The following is a 21,286-nucleotide window of genomic DNA, read 5'->3' on the forward strand; positions in this document are numbered from 1 at the left end:
CTACAGGGCGTTCGCCGTGCTGCGCGGCGGCGCAGGCGGCGTTGCGGCATCCGCGTTCAGCAAGGCCAGCAATTCACTGCGGAAGCTGGCGGCCAGCCGTTCAATGGTGGCGGGCTGGTACATGCGACGGCTGAAGCGCCAACTGAACGACAGTTCGCCGCCATAGACACGTCCCACGACTTCCAGCCAGTTCGCCAACGGGGCCGCCGCATCCTTCTCGGCGCCGCCGTGTTCATCAGCCGGCGCGTACAGCGCGTCGGCGTCAAACGCTTGATCGAACTGCCCCATATAGTTGAACGTGACCCGCGCGGCACCCTGGCGCATGCGCGCCTGCTGCGCCGCCGTGCCCAAGTACTTCAGCATGCCAAAACCCACGCCCTTCTCGGGCACGGTGCGCAACGCCTGGCGCGTATCGGCCAGTGCTTGACGCAGCGGCAGGCCGGCGCCCGACAGGCGTACCGGATACACCGTGGTGAACCAACCCACGCTGCGGCTCAGATCGATATCCGCCGCGTCGCCTTCGCGTCCGTGCCCTTCCATGTCCACCAACACGGCGCCGCCTGCCCAATCCGATAGGCACCTGCCCAGCGCGGTCAGCAGAAGGTCGTCGATGGCGGCGTCATAAACGCCTTGCGCCGCCCGCAACAAGGCGCGGGTGTCATCGGCGTTCAGTCCGATGTCGATACCCTGCACGTCCTCGCTCCGGGGAGTATCCACGTCGGGATGATCGCGCGGAATGTCGCAGGCGTCGGCCACCTGCGCGGCCCAGTAGTCCGCCTGGCCTTCGATGGCGGCGGCCGTCGCGGTCTGGTCCACATGCCGCGCCCAGTCCGCGAACGGAGCACTGGCGGCCGGTAGCGCCACGGTCTGGCCCAGGCTTAGCTGACGATAAGCCGTTTGCAGGTCTTCCAGCAGCACTCGCCAGGAATACCCGTCGACCACCAGGTGATGCACGGCCGCCAGCAGACGCTGCTGGCCGTCAGGCAGACGGAAAAGCGCCAGCCGCCATATGGGCCCGCCGTCAAAGCTCAGGCTGCGTTGCACTTGCGTGCACAACTGGCGCAGGGTGTCGGCATCCGCCGCGTCCGCGATGTCCAACGGGGCCACCGGGGCGCCAAGCGCGTCCGCGACCTGCAACCAGCCGCCGCCGGCCGTGCGTGAGAAGCGCGTCCTCAGGGCCGGGTGATGCGCTTGCACGGCTTGGGCAGCGGCACGCAGCAAGGCGGGGTTCAGCTCCGCACGCGGAGTCAGCAATACGGACTGGTTGTAGTGATGCGGTGACGGAATGTCGCTTTCAAAGAACCACGCTTGAATCGGCGTGCACGGTACGGGTGCGGGCGCGGGCGCGGCGGACGGCGCGGGAATGGCCGCCGGCGCCGTGCCGCCCGTCTCGTCCAGATGGGCCAGCAAGGCGTCGATGGTCTGGTGACGCATCAGGTCGCGCAGCTTGAAGCTCAGCCCCAGGCCCGCTTGCCTGACTTTCGACACCAGTTGCAGGCTAAGGATGGAGTCCCCGCCCAGTTCAAAGAAATTATCGGTGATGCCCACGCTGTCCACCCGCAGCACCTGCGCCCAGATCTCTGCCAGACGCGCTTCGCGCGGGGTGCGTGGCGCCACGTGATCGGCCTGGGCGACCGTCGCCGTGCGGGGCTCGGGCAGACGAGACCGGTCCAGTTTTCCGCTGGGCAGCACCGGCAGTTCGGGCAATAGCTCGACGTGCCCAGGCACCATGTGTTCAGGCAGATGCGCCGCCGCATAGTCGCGCACATGGCGGGCAAGGTCCTGCGTGCCCACGCCAGGCAACGGCACCACATAGGCCACCAATTGGGCGCCGGTGGAGCCCTGGTGCAAGGTGATCACGGCGTCCAGCACGCCCGGGCACTCGCGTATCCTTGCTTCGATCTCCCCCAGTTCAATGCGGAACCCCCGCAACTTGACCTGATGATCGGCCCGGCCCACGTATTCGATGTTGCCATCCGGCATCCAGCGCACCAGGTCGCCGCTGCGATACAACCGCGAGCCCGGCGTGCCGAATGGATCGGCCACGAAGCGATCCGCCGTCAGGTCGGGGCGGCCCAGATAGCCACGCGCCAGTCCGTAACCGCCGATATAGAGTTCGCCTACATGGCCGACCGGCACGGCTTGCAGGTCGGCGTCCAGTACATACAACGACCGCTCGCCGACGACCCGGCCGATGGGCGCATAGGCGCACGTGAAACTCTCGTCTCCGCGTGACTTCCAGATCATGGGCGTGACCACCGTTTCGGTCGGGCCGTAGCCGTTGATCAGCCATTGTGGGCGCAATGCGTGACGCACCTTGTCGTAGGTGGCGCGCGGCATGGCTTCGCCGCCGTAGACATAGAGCTTCACCGGCGGCACCTCGGTGCCCGCGCCCTCGGCCAACTGCCCCAGGTAGGCGGGCGGGAACGCCGCATGCGTCACCTGGTGCCGGCCCAGCACGCCTAGCGTCTGTTCCGCCGTCCAGAGCTCATCGTCGCGCAGCACCAGACTGGCGCCCGTGATCAGCGAGGTCAGCCAACGTTCGTGCGCGCCGTCGAACGACAGCGACATGAAAATCAATTCCCGCCAATCCGCATTCATGCCGTAGATCTCGGCGGTGGCGGCGCAATGCATGCTGAGCGGGCCGTGCGTGACGCAGACGCCCTTGGGCCGTCCCGTGGAGCCCGAGGTGTAGATCAGATAGGCCAGGTTGTCGCTGGACAGCGGCACGGCCGGATCGTGATCGGGCGCCGGTGCAGCAGGCGCCGTCGCGTCAGGCGTCCCGTCGCCCAGCCCATCCAGTGCCAGCACCGGCAGGCCGGCGGGCAGCGCGGCGGCCACGCTGTCACGCCCCAGCAGGCGCTGCTGGGACAACAAGAGCGCCATGCCGCTATCGGCCATCATGAACGCAAGCCGTTCGGCCGGATAGGCAGGGTCCATCGGCACATAGCACCCGCCCGCCTTCAGGACGGCCAGCAAGGCCACGAAGACTTCCGGGGTGCGTTCCATCAGCACGCCCACCCGCGTTTCCGGGCCAACGCCTTGGCCCATGAGCCGATGCGCCAACCGGTTGGCGGCAGCATCCAGCGTGCCGTAGTCCAGGCAGCGCGTGCCCATGATGATGGCGGGCGCGTCGGGGCGCTGGCGGGCATGCGCCGCGATGCGGGCGTGGACCGTCTGCTGCGGTTGACGCGGCCATGCGCCGGTTCGATGGCCGCCCCAGGCCCAGACCTCGGCGCGCTGCTCGGGGGTAATCCATGGCAGATCACCCACGGGGCGCGCGGCGTCCTCGGCCATGGCCGACAAGGTGTGCTCCATGTGGCCGCGCAACGTTTCCACAAAACCGGCATCGAAGGCGTCGCAGCCATAGCAATACTCGATTTGCAAGGTGTCGCCCCACATCACCTGCAAATCCATCGCGTAGCCCGTCAAGCCCTGGCGTTCGGCGTCGCCAAAGTCCAGGCCGTAGCGTTCGTCGCCACGCAGAACGGCATCCACCGGATGGTTCTCGAAGACAATGATGCTGTCGAATAGCGACCGGCCGGCAGACCCGGCCCAACGCTGGATATCCGCCAGCGGGGTATGTTCCTGTTCGCGCAGATCCAGGTTCAGGGCCTGCAAGCCGCGCAAGTACTCGCCCACGGACTGCTCCGGCTGGCGCGTGACGGGCACCGGAATGGTGTTGATGAACAAGCCCATGATCCGTTCCACGCCCGGCAGGCTGGGCGGGCGGCCCGCCACCGTGGAACCGAAGGCGACCGTGTCCTTGCGGGTGTAACGTTGCAGCAGCAAGGCCCAGGCCGCCTGCACCAAGGTATTGACCGTGACCCGTTCACGCTGTGCGAAGGCCGCCAGGCGGCCAGTGGCGGCTGCGTCCAGGCGCATATAGCGTTTGGCGTAGCCGGTCTGGCCGGTGGGCTTGCCAGCCGACGCCAGCAACGTCGGCCCATCCAGGCCGCCCAGCAGCTTGCGCCACCAAGCCTCGCCACGCGCGGCATCCTGCCGTGCCAGCCAACGGACATAGGCACCGTAACCCGGCCCGGTCGCGGGCAATTCCTGGCCTGCGTACGCCCGTAGCCATTCCCCCATCAGACGCGATTCGCTCCAGCCGTCCATCAAGGCATGGTGCTGCGTCCAGACCAGTTGATAACGATCGTCCTCCAGACGCAGCAGGCTGACGCGGGCCAACGGCGCGCGCGCATAGTCGAAGTCGCGTGTCAGTTCCGCCTGGGCGTACGCGGCAATGCGTGCATCGTCGGTGTTCTGCCCGCGCCAGTCGAACACGGGCACCACCGCATCCACGTTGCGATACACCAGTTGCAACGGACGCGACAAGCCGCCTTGCCACAGGATGCCCGTGCGCAAGATGGGATGACGCGCCACCAGCAGGCGCCACGCTTGGGCGAAGCGCGCCACATCGATGTGGCCCACCGGCACGGACAGCTGATTCACGTACAGGCCGGTACCCGGTGACTCCAGCGAGTGAAAGACCATGCCTTCCTGTACCGGCGACACCGGATACACGTCCTCCAGCGCGGCCGCGTCGATCCCGCAGCGCGCCAAGCCGTCGTCGTCCAGATAGTCGGACAGTTTGCCGTGCGGCACGTCTTCTTGCGGGACCTCGGCGGCCTCCAGCAAGGGTTTCGCCATTACCGCCAATCGGGCGACGGTCTGGTGCTCGAAGAGGTCGCGCGGGTTGACGCCCCAGCCTTGTTGACGCAACCGCGCCACGATTTGCAGGCTAAGAATCGAGTCCCCGCCCAGCTCGAAGAAGTTCGCCTCGCGTCCGACCGAGGTGCAACCCAGCACGTCGGCCCAGATGCCGGCAATCGCGGTTTCCAACGGCCCTTGCGGCGGCGTGGCGGACGTTTGGTCGTCGAACACCGGTGCGGGCAGCGCCTTGCGGTCGATCTTGCCGTTGGCGCTGAGGGGCAAGGCTTCCAGGGGAATGATTTGGGACGGCACCATGTATTCGGGCAGTTCGCGGGCCAGGGCCGTGCGCAAGACGGCGCTATCGACTTGCGGCGCCACGTAGGCGACCAGCCGCTGCCCGCCGCCCGGGCCGTTGGCCGCGACGACCACGGCTTCGCGCACGCCCGCTTGGGCCAACAGCCGGGACTCGATTTCGCCCAGCTCGATGCGCAGGCCGCGGATCTTCACCTGGAAGTCCAGACGGCCCAGATAGTCCAGTTCACCCGAGTCCGTCCAGCGCACCCGGTCACCCGTGCGATACAGGCGGCCCGCGCCGAAGGGATTGGCCACGAAGCGTTCAGCGGTCATGCCGGGACGCGATAGATAGCCGCGTGCCAGCCCTGCCCCGCCCAGATAAAGCTCGCCCGCCACGCCCGGCGGTGCCAGGTTCAGGTCGGCGTCCAATACGTAGACTTGCGTGCCGGTGATGGGGGCACCTATCGGCACCGCGCCGGTTTCGTTCACCACGCAGTCGTGGAAGGTGACGTCGATGGCCGCCTCAGTCGGGCCGTACAGGTTGTTCAAAGCCACATCGGGTAGCGCGGCAAAGCAACGGTCGCGCAGGTCTCCTGGCAAGGCTTCGCCGCTGCATACGATACGGCGCAATGTCGGCAACCGCGCTTGATCCACGCCGCCCGCCAGGAACGCCGACAGCATCGACGGCACGAAGTGCAAGGTCGTCACGCCGTGCGCTGCAATGCGCGCAGCCAGCGCCTGCGGATCACGATGTTCACCCGGCTCGGCCACCGCCAGCTGGGCGCCAACCATCAGCGGCCAGAAGAACTCCCAGACGGACACGTCAAAACCAAACGGCGTCTTCTGCAAGACCGTGTCCGCGCCGCCGATGGGATACGCTCGCTGCATCCAGTCCAGGCGCTGAGCCAGTGCACCGTGTCGGTTGACCGCGCCCTTAGGCTTGCCGGTGGACCCGGACGTGTAGATTACATACGCGGCTTGTTCAGGATGCGGCACGTGGCCTATCGGCGTGGATGGGTGCGCGGACACATCGATCTGGTCCAGCGCCCAAGCCGGCGGCGTATCAACCGGGAGAGTTTCCAACCAGGTCGATTGCGTCAATAGCAGTTCCGCCTGGCTGTCCTCTAGCAAATAGCTCAACCGCTCGGCGGGTAGTTCCGGGTCCATCGGCACATAGGCCGCGCCCGCCTTCATCACGCCGAGCAACGCCACTACCATTTCCACTGAGCGCGTCATCAACACGCCAACCCGTGTTTCCGCACCCGCCCCGACGGCACGCAGCGCGTGGGCCAGCTGATTCGTGCGGGCATCCAATTCCGCGTAGCTGAGACGAACCGCACCCATGACCAACGCGGGCGCGTCCGGCGTTGCTGCCGCTTGCCCGGCCAGCCGTTCCGGCACGCTCAACACCAAGCGCGCCGCGCCGCCGTCACCTTGCGACACCAGCGCCTGGCGGTCCGGCAACGCCAACACGTCCAGATCCGCCACCAACCCGTTCGGATCGGCAAGCATCGCCGTCAAGACGCGCTTGAATGTGTCCGCCAACGATTGGACCCGGGAGTCCGTCAGGCAATCGCGCCGATACACGTAGCGCAGGCTTAGCACCGGCGTCCCGGCGTCTTCGCGCAAGGCGGCTTCCAAGGTCAACGGATAATGGGTCGGATCGCTATTGTGTACTTGGCCAATTTCCAACCCACCCGGTTTGACCTCCCGGAGCGCCGCATCAATCGGATAGTTCTCGAACACCACCAGGGTGTCGAACAAGGCCCGCCCGCCCTGGCCAGCCCAACGTTGAATGTCGTAGAGCGGAGTGTGCTGGTGATCCAAGGCCGCCACGCCGCGTGCCTGCACGGCGCGCAGCCAATCGCCCACGGTCAGCGCGGGCGCGGCGGGGACGACAACGGGAATGGTGTTGATGAACAGCCCCAGCAAGGTTTCCGCGCCGGGCAGCTCGGCCGGTCGGCCAGAGGATGTGGCGCCGAACGCCACCGTCGATTGTCCCAGTTCACTTTGCAGCACGCGGGCCCAGGCAGCCTGCACCAGCGTATTGGGCGTCACCCGTTGCTGGCGTGCGCAAGCCGTCAACTGGGCGCTGTCGGCCGCGTTCAATCGGCAAGAGATTTCGCCATGCCCCGCGTCATCCGTCGTGGGCGCTGCCGTGGCCAGCAGCGAAGGTTCCTCTAATCGCGCCAGGTCAGCCGTCCACCAGGCGCGCGCATCCGCCGTGTCAAGGCGGGACAGCCACGCAAGATAGTCGCGATAACGGGCCGCGGGCGCCGCCACCGTCTCTCCTTGATAGGCGCGCAACACCTCGCCGAGCAGGCGTGATGTGCTCCATCCATCCAGCAGCAGGTGATGGCTGGTCCACAGCAGCCGGTATTCCGTATCGCCCGTGCGCGCCAGCACCCATCGCATCAACGGCGGCGCCGCCAAATCGAAGGGCAATAAACGCTCTTCACGCGCCAAGGCTTCCAGTGCGGACGCGGTGTCCAGCTGGCCCCGCCAATCGAGCTCGCGCCAAGGCAAGTCCACATCGCGCGCGACCCACTGAAGGGAGGCCCCGCCCGGTGCTTCGGCGAAACCGCTGCGCAGCGCCTCGTGGCGCCCCAACGCGGCGGCCCACGCGGCCCGCAACCGCGCCGGATCCAGGTCGCGCAGATCCACCTGCAACTGCGTGACATACAACCCCGCCTCGGCTTCCACCGTGGCATGGAACATCATGCCGGCCTGCATCGGCGATACGCCGTACAGATCCTCCACACGCGGCCACGTCAACGGCAAGGCATCAAGCTGATGCTGCGTCAATGCAAGCAGCGGGAAATCCGAAGGTGTGGCGCCGCGCGCGCCACTTGCGCAGTGTTCAATCAGTTCCAACAACGCCTGACGGTAACGGTCGGCCCAGTCGCGAGCCCGTCCTTCGCTCAACCGCGCCCGGCTATAGCTGAGCGTCATCGTGAGCTGTCCCTGGTAGACCTGACCATCCACGGCCAATTCATGCCACAGCGCGGCCCCGGCGTCCAAGGCGGCGCCGGCCGATTCGCTGGCAGGCTGCCAGCCTTGCGCATCGCCAAAGCTGCCGTCGAACTGGCCCAGGTAGTTGAACAACACCGGGGACGATGCCAAAGCCTGGCCCGCAAGCAGCGGGCCGTGGCCCACGCCACGACGCGGTACGGCACGCAGCGTTTCCTTCACGCGCTTCAATGCCTGGCCCACGTCTCCGCTGACCTCCAATGCCACCGGATACATCGCGGTGAACCAGCCCACGGTGCGGGAGATATCCGGCGCTCCGACGTCAGCCTCGCGGCCGTGCCCTTCCACGTCGATCCGGACTTGAGACTGTCCCGTGACGCCGGCCAGCATGCGCGCCAGCGCAGTCAACAACAGATCATTGACCTGCGTGCGGTAGGCGGCGGGGGCCTGCTTGAGCAGCGTGGCCGTCTGCGCAGCCGTCAATGTGAAGCCGGAGGAGGCACGCAGACCCGCGTTGGCCAGACCCAAGGGAGAATCCACCGGCAGCGTTGTCGCTGGGTGGTCGCGGAAGGTGTCCTGCCAGTATTCACGCTCGGCGGCATCCATCCGTTCCGGCAGGCCGGCGACATAACGGGTCCATTCGCCGTAGTGAGCGGTTTTGGCCGGTAGCGCGGCCTGCCTGCCCTGCCGCGCCGCCTGGTAGGCGGTTTGCAGGTCTTCAAGCAAGATGCGCCACGACACGCCGTCCACCACCAAATGGTGCGCCACCAGCAGCAGGCGGTCGCTGCCGTCGGCCATGTGTACGGCCAGCGCGCGCAGCAACGGCCCTTGCGACAGCTTCAGGCTACGTTGCGCGGCATCGCATTGGCGAGTCAGTGCCTCCGCATCGGCGGCCTGCGCCGTCCAGAGCAGATCGGATGGCGCGGCGTCCTCTGCGTAGCGCTGCGTCCAACCCTGGCTGTCCTCATCGAAGCGCAGCCGCAGACTGTCGTGGTGATTCACCAATTGCGCCAGCGCCGCACGCAATGCTGATTCGTCCAAGGGTTCGGACGGGGTTAGCAGCACGGCCTGGTTCCAATGGTCGCGCACCGGCATCGCTTGCCGGAAGAACTCGGCCTGGATAGGCAGCAGTTGGATCTGGCCAACTGCTGGCGTGCTTATCGTCTCGGCCTGGGCAAGCAAGGGCTGCGCCACCGAGGCCAGGCGCGCTACCGTCTGGTATTCAAAGATGTCGCGCGGGTTGACTGCCCAGCCCTGTTGACGCAGCCGCGCCACGATTTGCAGGCTAAGAATCGAGTCCCCGCCCAGCTCGAAGAAGTTCGCCTCGCGTCCGACCGAGGTGCAACCCAGCACGTCGGCCCAGATGCCGGCAATCGCGGTTTCCAACGGGCCTTGCGGCGGCGTGGCATCGGCTTGCTCGTCAAACACCGGCGCGGGCAGCGCCTTGCGGTCGATCTTGCCGTTGGCGCTGAGGGGCAAGGTTTCCAGAGGGATGACCTGGGACGGCACCATGTATTCGGGCAGTTCGCGGGCCAGGGCCGTGCGCAAGGCGGCGCTATCGACTTGCGGTGCCACGTAGGCGACCAGCCGCTGCCCGCCACCGGGGCCGCTGGCCGCGACGACCACGGCTTCGCGCACGCCCTCTTGCGCCAATAGCCTGGACTCGATTTCGCCCAGTTCGATGCGCAGGCCGCGGATCTTCACCTGAAAGTCCAGACGACCCAGATAGTCCAGCTCTCCCGATTCCGTCCAGCGCACGCGGTCGCCCGTGCGGTACAGGCGGCCTGCGCCGAAGGGATTGGCCACGAAGCGTTCAGCGGTCATGCCGGGACGCGATAGATAACCGCGTGCCAGCCCTGCCCCGCCCAGATAAAGCTCGCCCGCCACGCCCGGCGGCGCCAGGTTCAGGTCTGCGTCCAACACATGGACCTGCGTGCCGGCGATGGGGGTACCGATAGGCACCGGCCCGGCTTCACCCGGCGCGCAGTCGTGGAAGGTGACGTCGATGGCCGCTTCAGTCGGGCCGTACAGGTTGTTCAAAGCCACGCCGGGCAGCGCAGCAAGGCAACGATCGCGCAGTTCCCCCGGCAAGGCTTCGCCGCTGCATACGATGCGGCGCAATGTCGGCACCTGCGCTTGCACCACGCCACCCGCCAAGAACGCCGACAGCATCGACGGCACGAAGTGCAAGGTTGTCACGCCGTGCGCCGCGATGCGCGCCGCCAATGCCTGCGGATCGCGGTGTTCACCGGGCTCGGCTACGGCCAGTTGGGCGCCAACCATCAGCGGCCAGAAGAATTCCCAGACCGATACATCGAAGCCAAACGGCGTCTTCTGCAAGACCGTATCGGCACCACCAATCGGGTACGCCTCCTGCATCCAGTCCAGGCGCTGGGCCAACGCATCGTGCCGGTTGATCGCACCCTTGGGTTTGCCGGTGGAACCGGACGTGTAGATCACATAGGCCGCTTGTTCCGGATGCGGCACGTGGCCTACCGGCGTGCATGGGTGCGCGGACAGATCGATCCGGTCCAGTGCCCAGGCCGACGGGGCGCCAGCCGGCAGCGTTTCCAGCCACGTCGATTGCGTCAACAGCAGACTCGCCTGACTGTCTTCAAACAGATAGCTCAAGCGATCGGCGGGCAATTCCGGGTCGATCGGCACATAGGCGGCGCCTGCCTTCATCACACCCAGCAACGCCACCACCATTTCCACCGAGCGCGTCATCAGCACGCCAACGCGCGTTTCCGCGCCCGATCCAGCGGCACGCAGCGCATGGGCCAGCTGATTCGTGCGGGCATCCAGTTCGGCGTACGTCAGCTTGCTGTCGCCCATCGCCAGCGCGGGCGCATCTGGCGTAGCCGCTGCTTGCGCGGCCAGCCTCTCGGGCACTGAAAGCACTCGACGCGCCGCGCCGCCATCGCCTTGCGACAGCAGCGATTGGCGCACCTCTTCCGGCAACGGCGCCACCTCAGCGATCAGGCGTTCAGGCGCATGCGCCACCGCTTGCAGAATATGCAGCAGATCCGCTGCCCAGCGCGCGATCGTGGCCGGCGAGAACAGCGGTGATGCGTAGATCAGCGTCACATCCAAACGCCCGTCGGGGGACTCATTGCTGTTCAACGTCAGATCGAATTGGGCGGTCTGGCGACCCAGACTCACATCCAGGGATCGCAGGCCCGGCAACACCAAGGCGGCATCGCCCTGTTCCCGCGTATGGTTCAGCATGGCTTGGAACAGCGGACTCTGGCCCGCCTTGCGCTGCGGCGCCAGGCTATCGACCAACTGCTCGAACGGCAGGTCCGGATGCGCCTGCGCGCCATGCACGGCCTCCTTGGCCTCTTGCAGCAGCTGGTTCAGACTGATCGATCCCCGGGGACGTCCGCGCAGCACCTGCGTGCCGGCCAAAAAGCCCACCAGGTGTTGGGTCTCGGGGCGCGCGCGGTTCGCCAGCGGTACTCCGATGCGAATGTCATCCGCGCAACTGATCCGATGCAGCAGGGTCTGGTAGGCAGCCAGCAACACCGTGAACAAGGTGGTGCCAGCGGCGGCTGCCCGGGTCCGCAGGGCAGCCGCCAGCGTGGAATCCACGTTCAAGACGTGGCGAGCCGCGTCGTCAGTGTGCGCCGGATCGCGCGGCGTGTCGGTCGGCAAGGCAAGGGCTACATCGTCGTCACCCAGATGGACACGCCAATAGGCCAGTTGGCGGGCCGACTCGCCCGCGTCCATCCAATGGCGCTGCCACAGGGCGTGGTCTTGCAGGTCAATGCCAAGTTCGGGCAACGACGGCTCTTTGCCGGAAAACAGGGCCGCGTACGCCGCCGCGAATTCGTCCAACAACACTTGCATCGACCAGCCGTCAGCCACGATGTGATGAACAACCAGCGCGACCACATGCTCCTGGGGCGTCACGCGCCACAAACGCACGCGCAGCAAAGGCCCCTGCTCCAGATCAAATGGCTGTTGTCGGAACGCTTGCAATGCCTGGGTCAGCGTGACGTCCGATCCCTCGCCTGCGGTGTTGTCCAGGTCCACGACATCCACGTTGAATGCCAGGTCGTCGCGCACCCGCTGTCGCGCCTGGCCGTCAGGCAGAGATTCAAAAACGGTGCGCAGGGCGGCGTGGCGCCGCCAAAGCATCTGGAATGCGGCTTGCAGCGCTTGCGTATCCAGCGGGCCAAGCAGACGCTGCGCGCCAGAGATGTGATAAGCGCTGCTTTGCGGATCAAGCCGCCACAGGAACCATTGACGCTGCTGCGCGTAGGACAGCACCCCGCGCTGCGCGTCGGCCTGCGGCACGATGGGCAACTGGGCGAAATCGATGCGTTGAAGACGCAGGGCCTCCAGGAATTTCGCCTGTTTTTCAGACGACAGCGCGGCGAAACGGCGCGCAATGGCGGTTTTTTCCAGTTCCATTCAATCCTCCAGCGCGGCCAGCAAATCAGACATGCTGCGCAACGCCGTGTCCTTGTCTTGTTGTTGTGACTGATGCGTGTCCACGGCCGCAGCCAGATCCGCCAGCCTGGAATGCTCGAAGCACAAGCGCATGGGCAGATCCGGCGCCATCGCCGTCAACGCCCGGTGCACCCGCAATACGCTGAGCGAATGGCCGCCCAGTTCAAAGAAGTTGGCCTCGCGTCCGACCGGGGCGCAACCCAGCACGTCGGCCCAGATGGCGGCGATAGCGGTTTCCGTCGGCCCCTGTGGCGGCGTGGCATCGGCTTCGACGCCGAACAACGGCGTGGGCAGCGCCTTGCGGTCGATCTTGCCGTTGGCGCTGAGGGGCAAGGTTTCCAGAGGGATGATCTGGGATGGAACCATGTATTCCGGCAGCTCCCGGGCCAACACTCGGCGCAGCGCATCGGTGTCGGCAAGCGGGGCGACATAAGCCACCAGCTGCTGTCCACCGCCTGGGCCTTCGACGGCCACGACCACCGCTTCACGGACGCCCTCTTGCGCCAACAACCGGGATTCGATTTCACCCAGTTCGATGCGCAGGCCACGGATCTTCACCTGGAAGTCCAGACGGCCCAGATAATCGAGTTCTCCCGCATCCGTCCATCGCACCCGGTCGCCCGTGCGGTACAGGCGGCCTGCGCCGAAGGGATTGGCGACAAAGCGTTCGGCGGTCATGCCGGGACGCGATAAATAACCGCGTGCCAGCCCTGCCCCGCCCAGATAAAGCTCGCCGGCAACCCCCGGCGGCGCCAGGTTCAGGTCTGCGTCCAACACATGGACTTGCGTGCCGGTGATGGGGGCACCGATAGCCACCGGCCCGGTTTCACCGGGCGCGCAGTCGTGGAAGGTGACGTCGATAGCGGCTTCGGTCGGGCCGTACAGATTATTCAAGGCCACGCCGGGCAGCGCAGCAAGGCAACGGTCGCGTAATTCTCCCGGCAAGGCTTCGCCGCTGCATACGATGCGGCGCAATGTCGGCACCTGCGCTTGCATCACGCCGCCCGCCAAGAATGCCGACAGCATCGACGGCACGAAATGCAAGGTTGTCACGCCATGCGCTGCGATGCGCGCGGCCAATGCCTGCGGGTCGCGGTGTTCACCCGGCTCGGCCACGGCCAGCTGGGCGCCAACCATCAGCGGCCAGAAGAATTCCCAGACCGACACGTCAAAGCCAAACGGCGTCTTCTGCAAGACGGTGTCCGCAGCGTCGATGGGATACGCCTGTTGCATCCAGTCCAGGCGCTGAGCCAACGCACCATGGCGGTTGACGGCGCCCTTGGGCTTGCCGGTGGAGCCGGACGTGTAGATCACATAGGCCGCTTGTTCCGGATGCGGCACGTGCCCTACCGGCGTGCATGGGTGCGCGGACAGATCGATCTGGTCCAGCGCCCAAGCCGGCGGAGCATCAACTGACAGGGTTTCCAGCCAGACCGATTGCGTCAGCAACAGCGCCGCCTGACTGTCTTCAAACAGATAGCTCAGCCGATCGGCGGGCAATTCCGGGTCGATCGGCACATAGGCGGCGCCTGCCTTCATCACACCCAGCAACGCCACCACCATTTCCACCGAGCGCGTCATCAATACGCCAACCCGCGCTTCCGCACCCACCCCGGCGGCACGCAGCGCATGGGCCAGCTGATTCGTGCGGGTATCCAGTTCGGCGTAGCTGAGACTGGCCGCACCCGTCGCCAGCGCGGCCGCCTCCGGTGTGGCCAGCGCTTGTGCAGCCAGCCGCTCCGGCACGGTCAACACCGCCCGCGCCGCGCCGCCGTCGCCTTGCGACAGCAAGGCCGAGCGGGAGACCACCGCGAGGTCATCCCCTAATAGCGTGTCCGGCGTTGCCGCCAGTCGTGCCAATGTCTCCAGATAGTCGCTGGCCAACCGGGCAACCGCTTCAGGGGGATAGCAGTCCGCGTCGTACCGCCAGACCAGATCAACCCGGCCGTCTTCCCATTCGGTGCTATGCAGCGCCAGCTCCAGTTGCGGCGCGGTTTCGCCTAATGAGAACTCACTGACAGCCAATGTGCCCAGCCGATCCGGCATGCCCCGGTCGACGCGCTGATGGTTGAACAGAATCTGAAACAGCGGATGGCGGCCGCTGTCACGCGCGGGTTGCAAGGCCTCTACCAATTGTTCAAATGGCAGATCCTGATGCAGTTGTGCCTGACGCACTTGTTCAGCCGCCACGCGCAGCATCCGCGCCAAGGTGGTTCCCGCCGACACCTGGCTGGGAACGACTTGAGTATTGACGAACACGCCAACGAGTTCCTCGGTGCCCGGCCAATGCCGATTGGCGGTGGCCACCCCCACGCGCACGGCGCCCTGCCCCGTCAGCCGGTGCAGCGTTGCCTGCAAGCCCGTCAGCAAGACGGCAAAAAACGTGGTGCCTGCCGCCTGCGCCGCCGCCTTCAAGCCTTGTACTTGCGCCGAGGCCAGGCTTGCCCCCAAGCTGCCCCCTTGAACGCCGCCCTGCACGCCAGCACGCCGGCCCGGCACATGCAGGCCGGGATCGTCGTCCGATAGCGCGGTGCGCCAATACGCCAGTTGGCGTTCGCCTTCCCCTTGCGCCAGCGTCTGACGTTGCCAGACCGCAAAGTCCGCATAGGTCAGGGACTGTGGCGGCAATGTGGGCGATGCGCCGCGTGACAGCGCGTCATAGCAATGCGCCAGTTCATCCTGTAGACGTTGCAGCGACCAGCCATCGGCGGCGATATGGTGAACCACCATGGCCAGCACATGGTCGTCCGGAGCCCGCCGCAACAGGGCTGCCCGCAGCACGGGACCCTCAGCCAGGTCAAAGGGCTGCGCAGCCAGGGACGCGGCCTCGTGTTGCAAGCGGGCGTCATCCAGCCCGACCTCAATGCATGGCAACGGCATGGGTTTGGCCGGCAGCACCTGTTGCAATACGCTGCCGTCGACGCCTTCGCGGTAAACCGTGCGCAGTGCGCCATGGCGGGCGACCAGATGGTTCAGGGCGCCCTGCAATGCGTCAGCGGACAACATGCCTTGCAAGCGCTGCGCGCCCGCGATGTGATAAGCGCTGCCATGGGGGTCAAGCTTCCACAGGAACCACAAGCGTTGCTGCGCATGCGACAGCGGCTGGGGCAGCACACGAGCCGCATTGTCCAGCGCGGCGATGGCCGTTGCCGGCCGGGCCGCTGCCGGTGACGCCTGTCCATCCACGGTTGCGGCAGCCGCCAAGGCTCGCAATGTCGTGTGTTCAAAGACCTGCTTGGCCGTGATGCGCAGCCCCTGCTTGCAGGCACGCGCAATCATCTTCAGGCTAAGAATGGAGTCTCCGCCCAAGGTGAAGAAATCCGCATCGCGGCCAATCTTCACCCCGCCCAGCAGCTCAGACCAGATCGATGCCAGCGTCAATTCCGCCGCCCCGTCTGGGCCATCGATCGCCTCCGCCAGCGCGCGCAGCGTTGGCGTATCGAACAACTGCCTGGGTGCAATGCGCAGGCCTTGCTTGCGCGCGCGGGCAATCATCTTGAGACTGAGAATGGAATCGCCGCCCAGTTCAAAGAAATTGTCCTGCCGGCCCACGGACACTCCGCCCAACAGTTCGGACCATATCGACGCCAACACGCTTTCGACTTCACCGTGCGGGGCGTCTTCGCCCGCCGCCTCGGTGACGGGCCCGGCCGTGCCCGGTTCCGGCAAGGCACGCCGGTCCACCTTGCCATTGGCCGTCAGCGGCAAGACCGCCAGAAGTGTCACGCTGGCGGGCACCATGTAGTCGGGCAAGCGGGCAGCCAGCGCATCGCGAAGTCGCGTGGCGGACGGGCAAGCGGCGCCCGCCACATAGGCATGCAATTGCAAGCGGCCATCCACCGCCGGCAACGCCAGCACCTCGGCCTGCGCCACCCCGGTCATTTGGCGCAGCGCCTCTGCGACCTCGCCGGGTTCCACGCGATATCCGCGTATCTTGACTTGGTCGTCGCCGCGCCCCAGGAACAGCAAGCGGCCGTCCGGCAAGCGAGAGACGCGATCGCCGCTTCGGTACATCCGTTCACCCGCCACGAACGGGTCAGCCACATAGCGATCGGCGGTCAAGCCCGGGCGGCCTTGATAGCCGCGCGCCACGCCCGCACCCGCCAGATACAGATCGCCCGCCAAGCCCGCGGGCACCGGTTGCAGCGCCGCATCCAGCACATAGGCGCGCAGCCCGGCCAACGGCTGGCCCAATGGCACCCGGCCATCGGCAAGCGGCTCGGCACGCCCCGCGATGGCGCCCACGGTCGTTTCGGTGGGGCCATAGTGATTGAACACCTGGCATTCCGGGCGCAACGCACGTATCTGTTCCAGCAAGGCGCCGCTCAGGCTTTCGCCTCCGCACGCCAACCAGCGCAGGGGCAAGACACGCGCGGGTTGCGCCGCCGCCAGCAACGCCTGCAAATGGCCCGGCACGATTTTCAGCGCCTCGATCCGATGCGCGTGCATGTACTCCGCGAAGCCATCCGGGTCGAACGCCAGGCGTGCGTCCAGCAGATGCAATTCACTGCCTTGGCAAAGCGCGCCAAACAACACGGTATGGCCAAGGTCGGCCGCCACCGTGGACACCATCGCCATGCTGGCGGCTGGCGCCGCGTCGAAGCGTCGCGCCACGGCCTCGGCGTAGTTCGCCAGCGCGCCGTGCGACACGACCACCCCCTTTGGGGTGCCGGTGGAGCCAGACGTGTAGATTAGATAGGCGGCCTGAGCCGGGTGTGGCAGTGGCGGCAGGCTGTCGGGTGCCTGCGCACCGCCATCCACCTTGAATCCCAGCACGGGCACGCCTTGCGCCCAGTCGGGCGCCGTGTGCGCCAACAGTGCCGCGGCGCCGCTGTCGCGCAATTGGAAAGCCAAACGCTCGGCCGGCAAATGCGGGTCCAACGGCACAAAGGCGGCGCCTGCGTGCCACGCCGCCAGCAGGCCCAGGACGCTGGCGCAGGAACGCTCCGCCAACACCGCCACCCGGGATTCCGGCCCCACGCCCCGTGCGCGCAACGCCTGCGCCAAGACGCGGGCGCGGCCGTCCAGTTCCCCGTAACTCCAAGCTTGTTCGGCATCCCGCAGCGCCGGCGCCAGCGGCCGGTCGCGCACCTGCTCCAGATACCGTGCCAAGACGGACATGACCGCGCTTGCCGGGGTGTGCCCTGCGAAAGAGTCTGTCACGCCGCTGATCTTGCCCCATGCCGCGTCCGCCTCGGCTAAGCCGATGTCCCCCAAGGCGGCGCCCGAATTCGCCGCCAGCGCTTGCAGTACCTGCGCATACGCGCCAGCGATCCGTTCGGCGGCTTGCGCCGCGACGCGGCGGGGATCATACAGATACTCCAGACGCAGCACGGGCGCCTGGCCCGCTGCCGCGTCCAGCAGCATACGTACCGTCAACGGATAGTGATTCCCGCTGCGCATGGCAACCTCGCCCAGCCTCAAACCGGCCGGCCCGGCGTCACGCAAGGCCGCATCGATGGGGAAATTCTCGAACACCAGCAACGTGTCGAACAACGCCTGTCCGCCCGACCCGGCCCAGCGCTGCACCTGATGCAGCGGCGCATGCTCATGCTCGCGCGCGGCCGTGTGGCGGCTTTGCTGCGCGCGCAGACTATCGGCAACGGAGTCGCCGAGCGCGTTACGGACAACAACCGGCAAGGTGTTGATGAACAAGCCCAGCATGTCCTGAGCGCCTGGCAAGCCGGCGGGCCGGCCCGAGGTCGTGGCCCCAAAGGCCACCACGTCCCGGCCCAGCAAGCGGTGCAGCAGCAGTGCCCAGCCCGTTTGCAGCACCGTGTTCAGCGTCACGCGGGACTCGCGCGCCAGACGTGTCAAGGCGTCCGTGCGGCCGCCATCCAGCACTTGCACCCACTCAGCGTGACCCGTGGCGGGCGCATCAGGGTCGCCGCCGCCCAGCACCGGGGCAAGGTACGTGGGTTCGTCCAGTAGACGGGTCTCGCTTTCCCAGAACTGCTGCGTGGCAGCCGCGTCACGGGTGTCGCGCCAGGTCAGATAGTCGCGGTAGCGCACCACGGGCGCGGTCAGCGCCGCGCCTTGATACGCGCGCAACACGTCGCCCAACAAGCGCGACGCGCTCCAGCCATCCAGCAGCAGGTGATGGCAGGTCCATAAGAAGGTCCAGCCATCCTCCGTCGTGCGCAGCAAGGCGCAACGCATCAATGGCGGCTCGGCCAGATCGAATCCCGCCTCGCGTTCAGCCAACGCCAAGCCGTCGATCCAGGCGTCGCGCCCGGCTTGCGGGACGCCGCGGCCATCTTGCGTCGTCCAGGGCAATACCGCGTCACGCGCAACCCATTGCAGCCAGTCGCCGCCGTGCGCGAAGAAGCCGCTACGCAAGGCAGGATGGCAGGCCAGCGCCTGATTCCAGGCCATGCGGAAGCGTTCAGGATCCAAACCGCCGATATCCGCGCGCAACTGCATGACATACGCCTGCCCCTGAGGATCAAACTGCGTATGGAACAACATGCCCGCCTGCATGGGCGTCAGGCCCAACAGGTCTTCCACTCTTGCCGCCGGCATGGGCAGCGTATCCAACTGACTTTGCGTCAGACGCGCCAGCGGAAAATCGGAGGGAGTCACGCCTTGCGCCCCAAGCGCACAATGGGCAATCAAATCGTTCAGCGTGTCGCGATAAGCGTCTGCCAGTGCCTGCACGCGCGCCCTGGGCAAACGCTGGCCGCTAAAGCCCAGGCTGATTGCAAGACGGCCGTCGTAGACCTGGCCTTCCACCGACAAGGCATGCCACAACGGTGCACCGGCGTCCATGGTGGCGCCGGGTGCCTGCCCGGCGGGCTGCCAGCCGCCGTCGTTGAAACTGCCATCGAACTGGCCCAGGTAGTTGAACAGCACGGCGGCAGGCTGATGCGACGCGCCATGCAGCGGCCCATACGACAGGCCATTGCGTGGCACCGCGCGCAGGCTCTCCTTCACGCGCTTGAGCGCCTGGGCCGGTTCCCCGCCCACATCCAGCAATACCGGGTACAGCGTCGTGAACCAACCGACGGTGCGGGACATGTCAGGTGCCTCTGATCCGGCTTCGCGGCCGTGCCCTTCGATGTCGATGCGAACGGGATCGGCCCCTTCAGCCAGCACCCGGCCCAACGCCGTCAACAAGATATCGTTGATTTGGGTGCGATAGGCCAAGGGGGCTTGCCGCAGCAACGCCTGGGTGGTGGCGGCGTCCAGGGTGAACCCCAGTTGTTCACGCTCGCCTTCCAGGCCGGCTTGACCCATCGCCTCCCGTAGCCAGGCTGGCCCGCGACTGCCAGCCGTGTCCACCGCCACCGTCTGCCAGTATTGGCGTTCAGCGGGCGCGATGTGGTCCCGCAGGCCGGCCACGTAGCTGGTCCATTCGGCATAGTGTGCCGTCTTGGCGGGCAACGCCATCTGCCTGCCCTGACGCGCCGCCTGGTATGCCGCTTGCAGGTCTTCCAGCAGGATGCGCCATGACACGCCGTCCACCACCAAGTGGTGCGCCACCAGCAGCAGCCGGTCGCTGCCGTCGGCCATGTGTACGGCCAGCGCCCGCAGCAACGGCCCTTGTGCCAACTTCAAGCTGCGTTGAGCAGCGTCGCACTGACGGTTCAGTTCATCCGCATCGGCGGCCTGCGCCGTCCAGAGCAGATCGGATGGCGCCGCGTCTTCTGCGTAGCGCTGCGTCCAACCCTGGCATGCTTCATAGAACCGCAGGCGCAGGCTGTCGTGATGGTTCACCAGTTGCACCAGCGCCGTGCGTAATGCGGATTCGTCCAAGGGTTCGGACGGCGTCAGCAGCACGGCCTGGTTCCAGTGCTCGCGCACCGGCATCGCCTGGCGGAAGAACTCAGCCTGGATGGGCAACAACTTCGCTTCGCCGGTTGCCGCGGTGCGTGCTGGCTCGTGCTCGACAGTCAAGGGCTGCGCCACTGCCGCCAAGCGGGCAACCGTCTGGTGTTCAAAGACATCGCGCGGATTGACCGCCCAGCCCTGTTGGCGCAACCGCGCCACGATTTGCAGGCTAAGAATCGAGTCCCCGCCCAGCTCGAAGAAGTTCGCCTCGCGTCCGACCGAGGTGCAACCCAGCACGTCGGTCCAGATGCCGGCAATCGCGGTTTCCAACGGACCTTGTGGCGGCGCGGCATCGGTTTGGTCGTCGAACACCGGTGCGGGCAGCGCCTTGCGGTCGATCTTGCCGTTGGCGCTGAGGGGCAAGGCTTCCAGGGGAATGATCTGCGACGGCACCATGTATTCGGGCAGTTCGCGGGCCAGGGCTTGGCGCAGCGCATCGGTATCGACAAGCGGTGCGACGTAGGCGACCAGCCGTTGACCACCGCCAGGCCCCGCCACTGCCACCACGACCGCTTCACGGACACCCTCTTGCGCCAACAGCCGGGACTCGATTTCACCCAGTTCGATGCGCAGGCCACGGATCTTCACCTGGAAGTCCAAACGGCCCAGATAATCCAGCTCTCCTGAGTCCGTCCATCGCACCCGGTCGCCCGTGCGGTACAGGCGGCCTGCGCCGAAGGGATTGGCCACGAAGCGTTCAGCGGTCATGCCGGGACGCGATAGATAACCGCGTGCCAGCCCTGCTCCGCCCAGATATAGCTCGCCCGCCACGCCCGGCGGCGCCAGGTTCAGGTCTGCGTCCAACACATGGACGTGGGTACCCGTGATGGGGGCACCGATGGGCACCGGGCCGTTTTCACCGGACGCGCAGTCGTGGAAGGTGACGTCGATGGCGGCTTCGGTCGGGCCGTACAGATTGTTCAAAGCCACGCCGGGCAGCGCAGCAAAGCAACGATCGCGCAGTTCTCCCGGCAGGGCTTCGCCGCTGCATACGATGCGACGCAAACTGGGTATCGAGCCGCCGGTAATGCCACCCGCCAGGAACGCTGACAGCATCGACGGCACGAAATGCAATGTCGTCACG

General features: G+C 66.6%; 2 protein-coding genes (1 of these 2 only partly in view). Both read right to left on the reverse strand.

Annotated features, from left to right (window positions below; translation table 11 throughout):
* Entirely contained in the window at positions 1–12,333 is a 12,333-nt protein-coding gene (locus tag HV753_RS03440) for a non-ribosomal peptide synthetase (protein WP_175173007.1), read from the reverse strand.
* A protein-coding gene (locus HV753_RS03445; RefSeq protein WP_175173008.1) for a non-ribosomal peptide synthetase crosses the window boundary here: on the reverse strand, positions 12,334–21,286 show its 3' portion. 2,219 nt of this gene lie beyond the right edge of the window; only the last 8,953 of its 11,172 coding nucleotides appear in the window; its start codon lies off the right edge, out of view; its stop codon occupies positions 12,334–12,336.

This window comes from Achromobacter pestifer (assembly GCF_902859625.1).
Classification (GTDB): Bacteria; Pseudomonadota; Gammaproteobacteria; order Burkholderiales; family Burkholderiaceae_B; genus Achromobacter; species Achromobacter pestifer.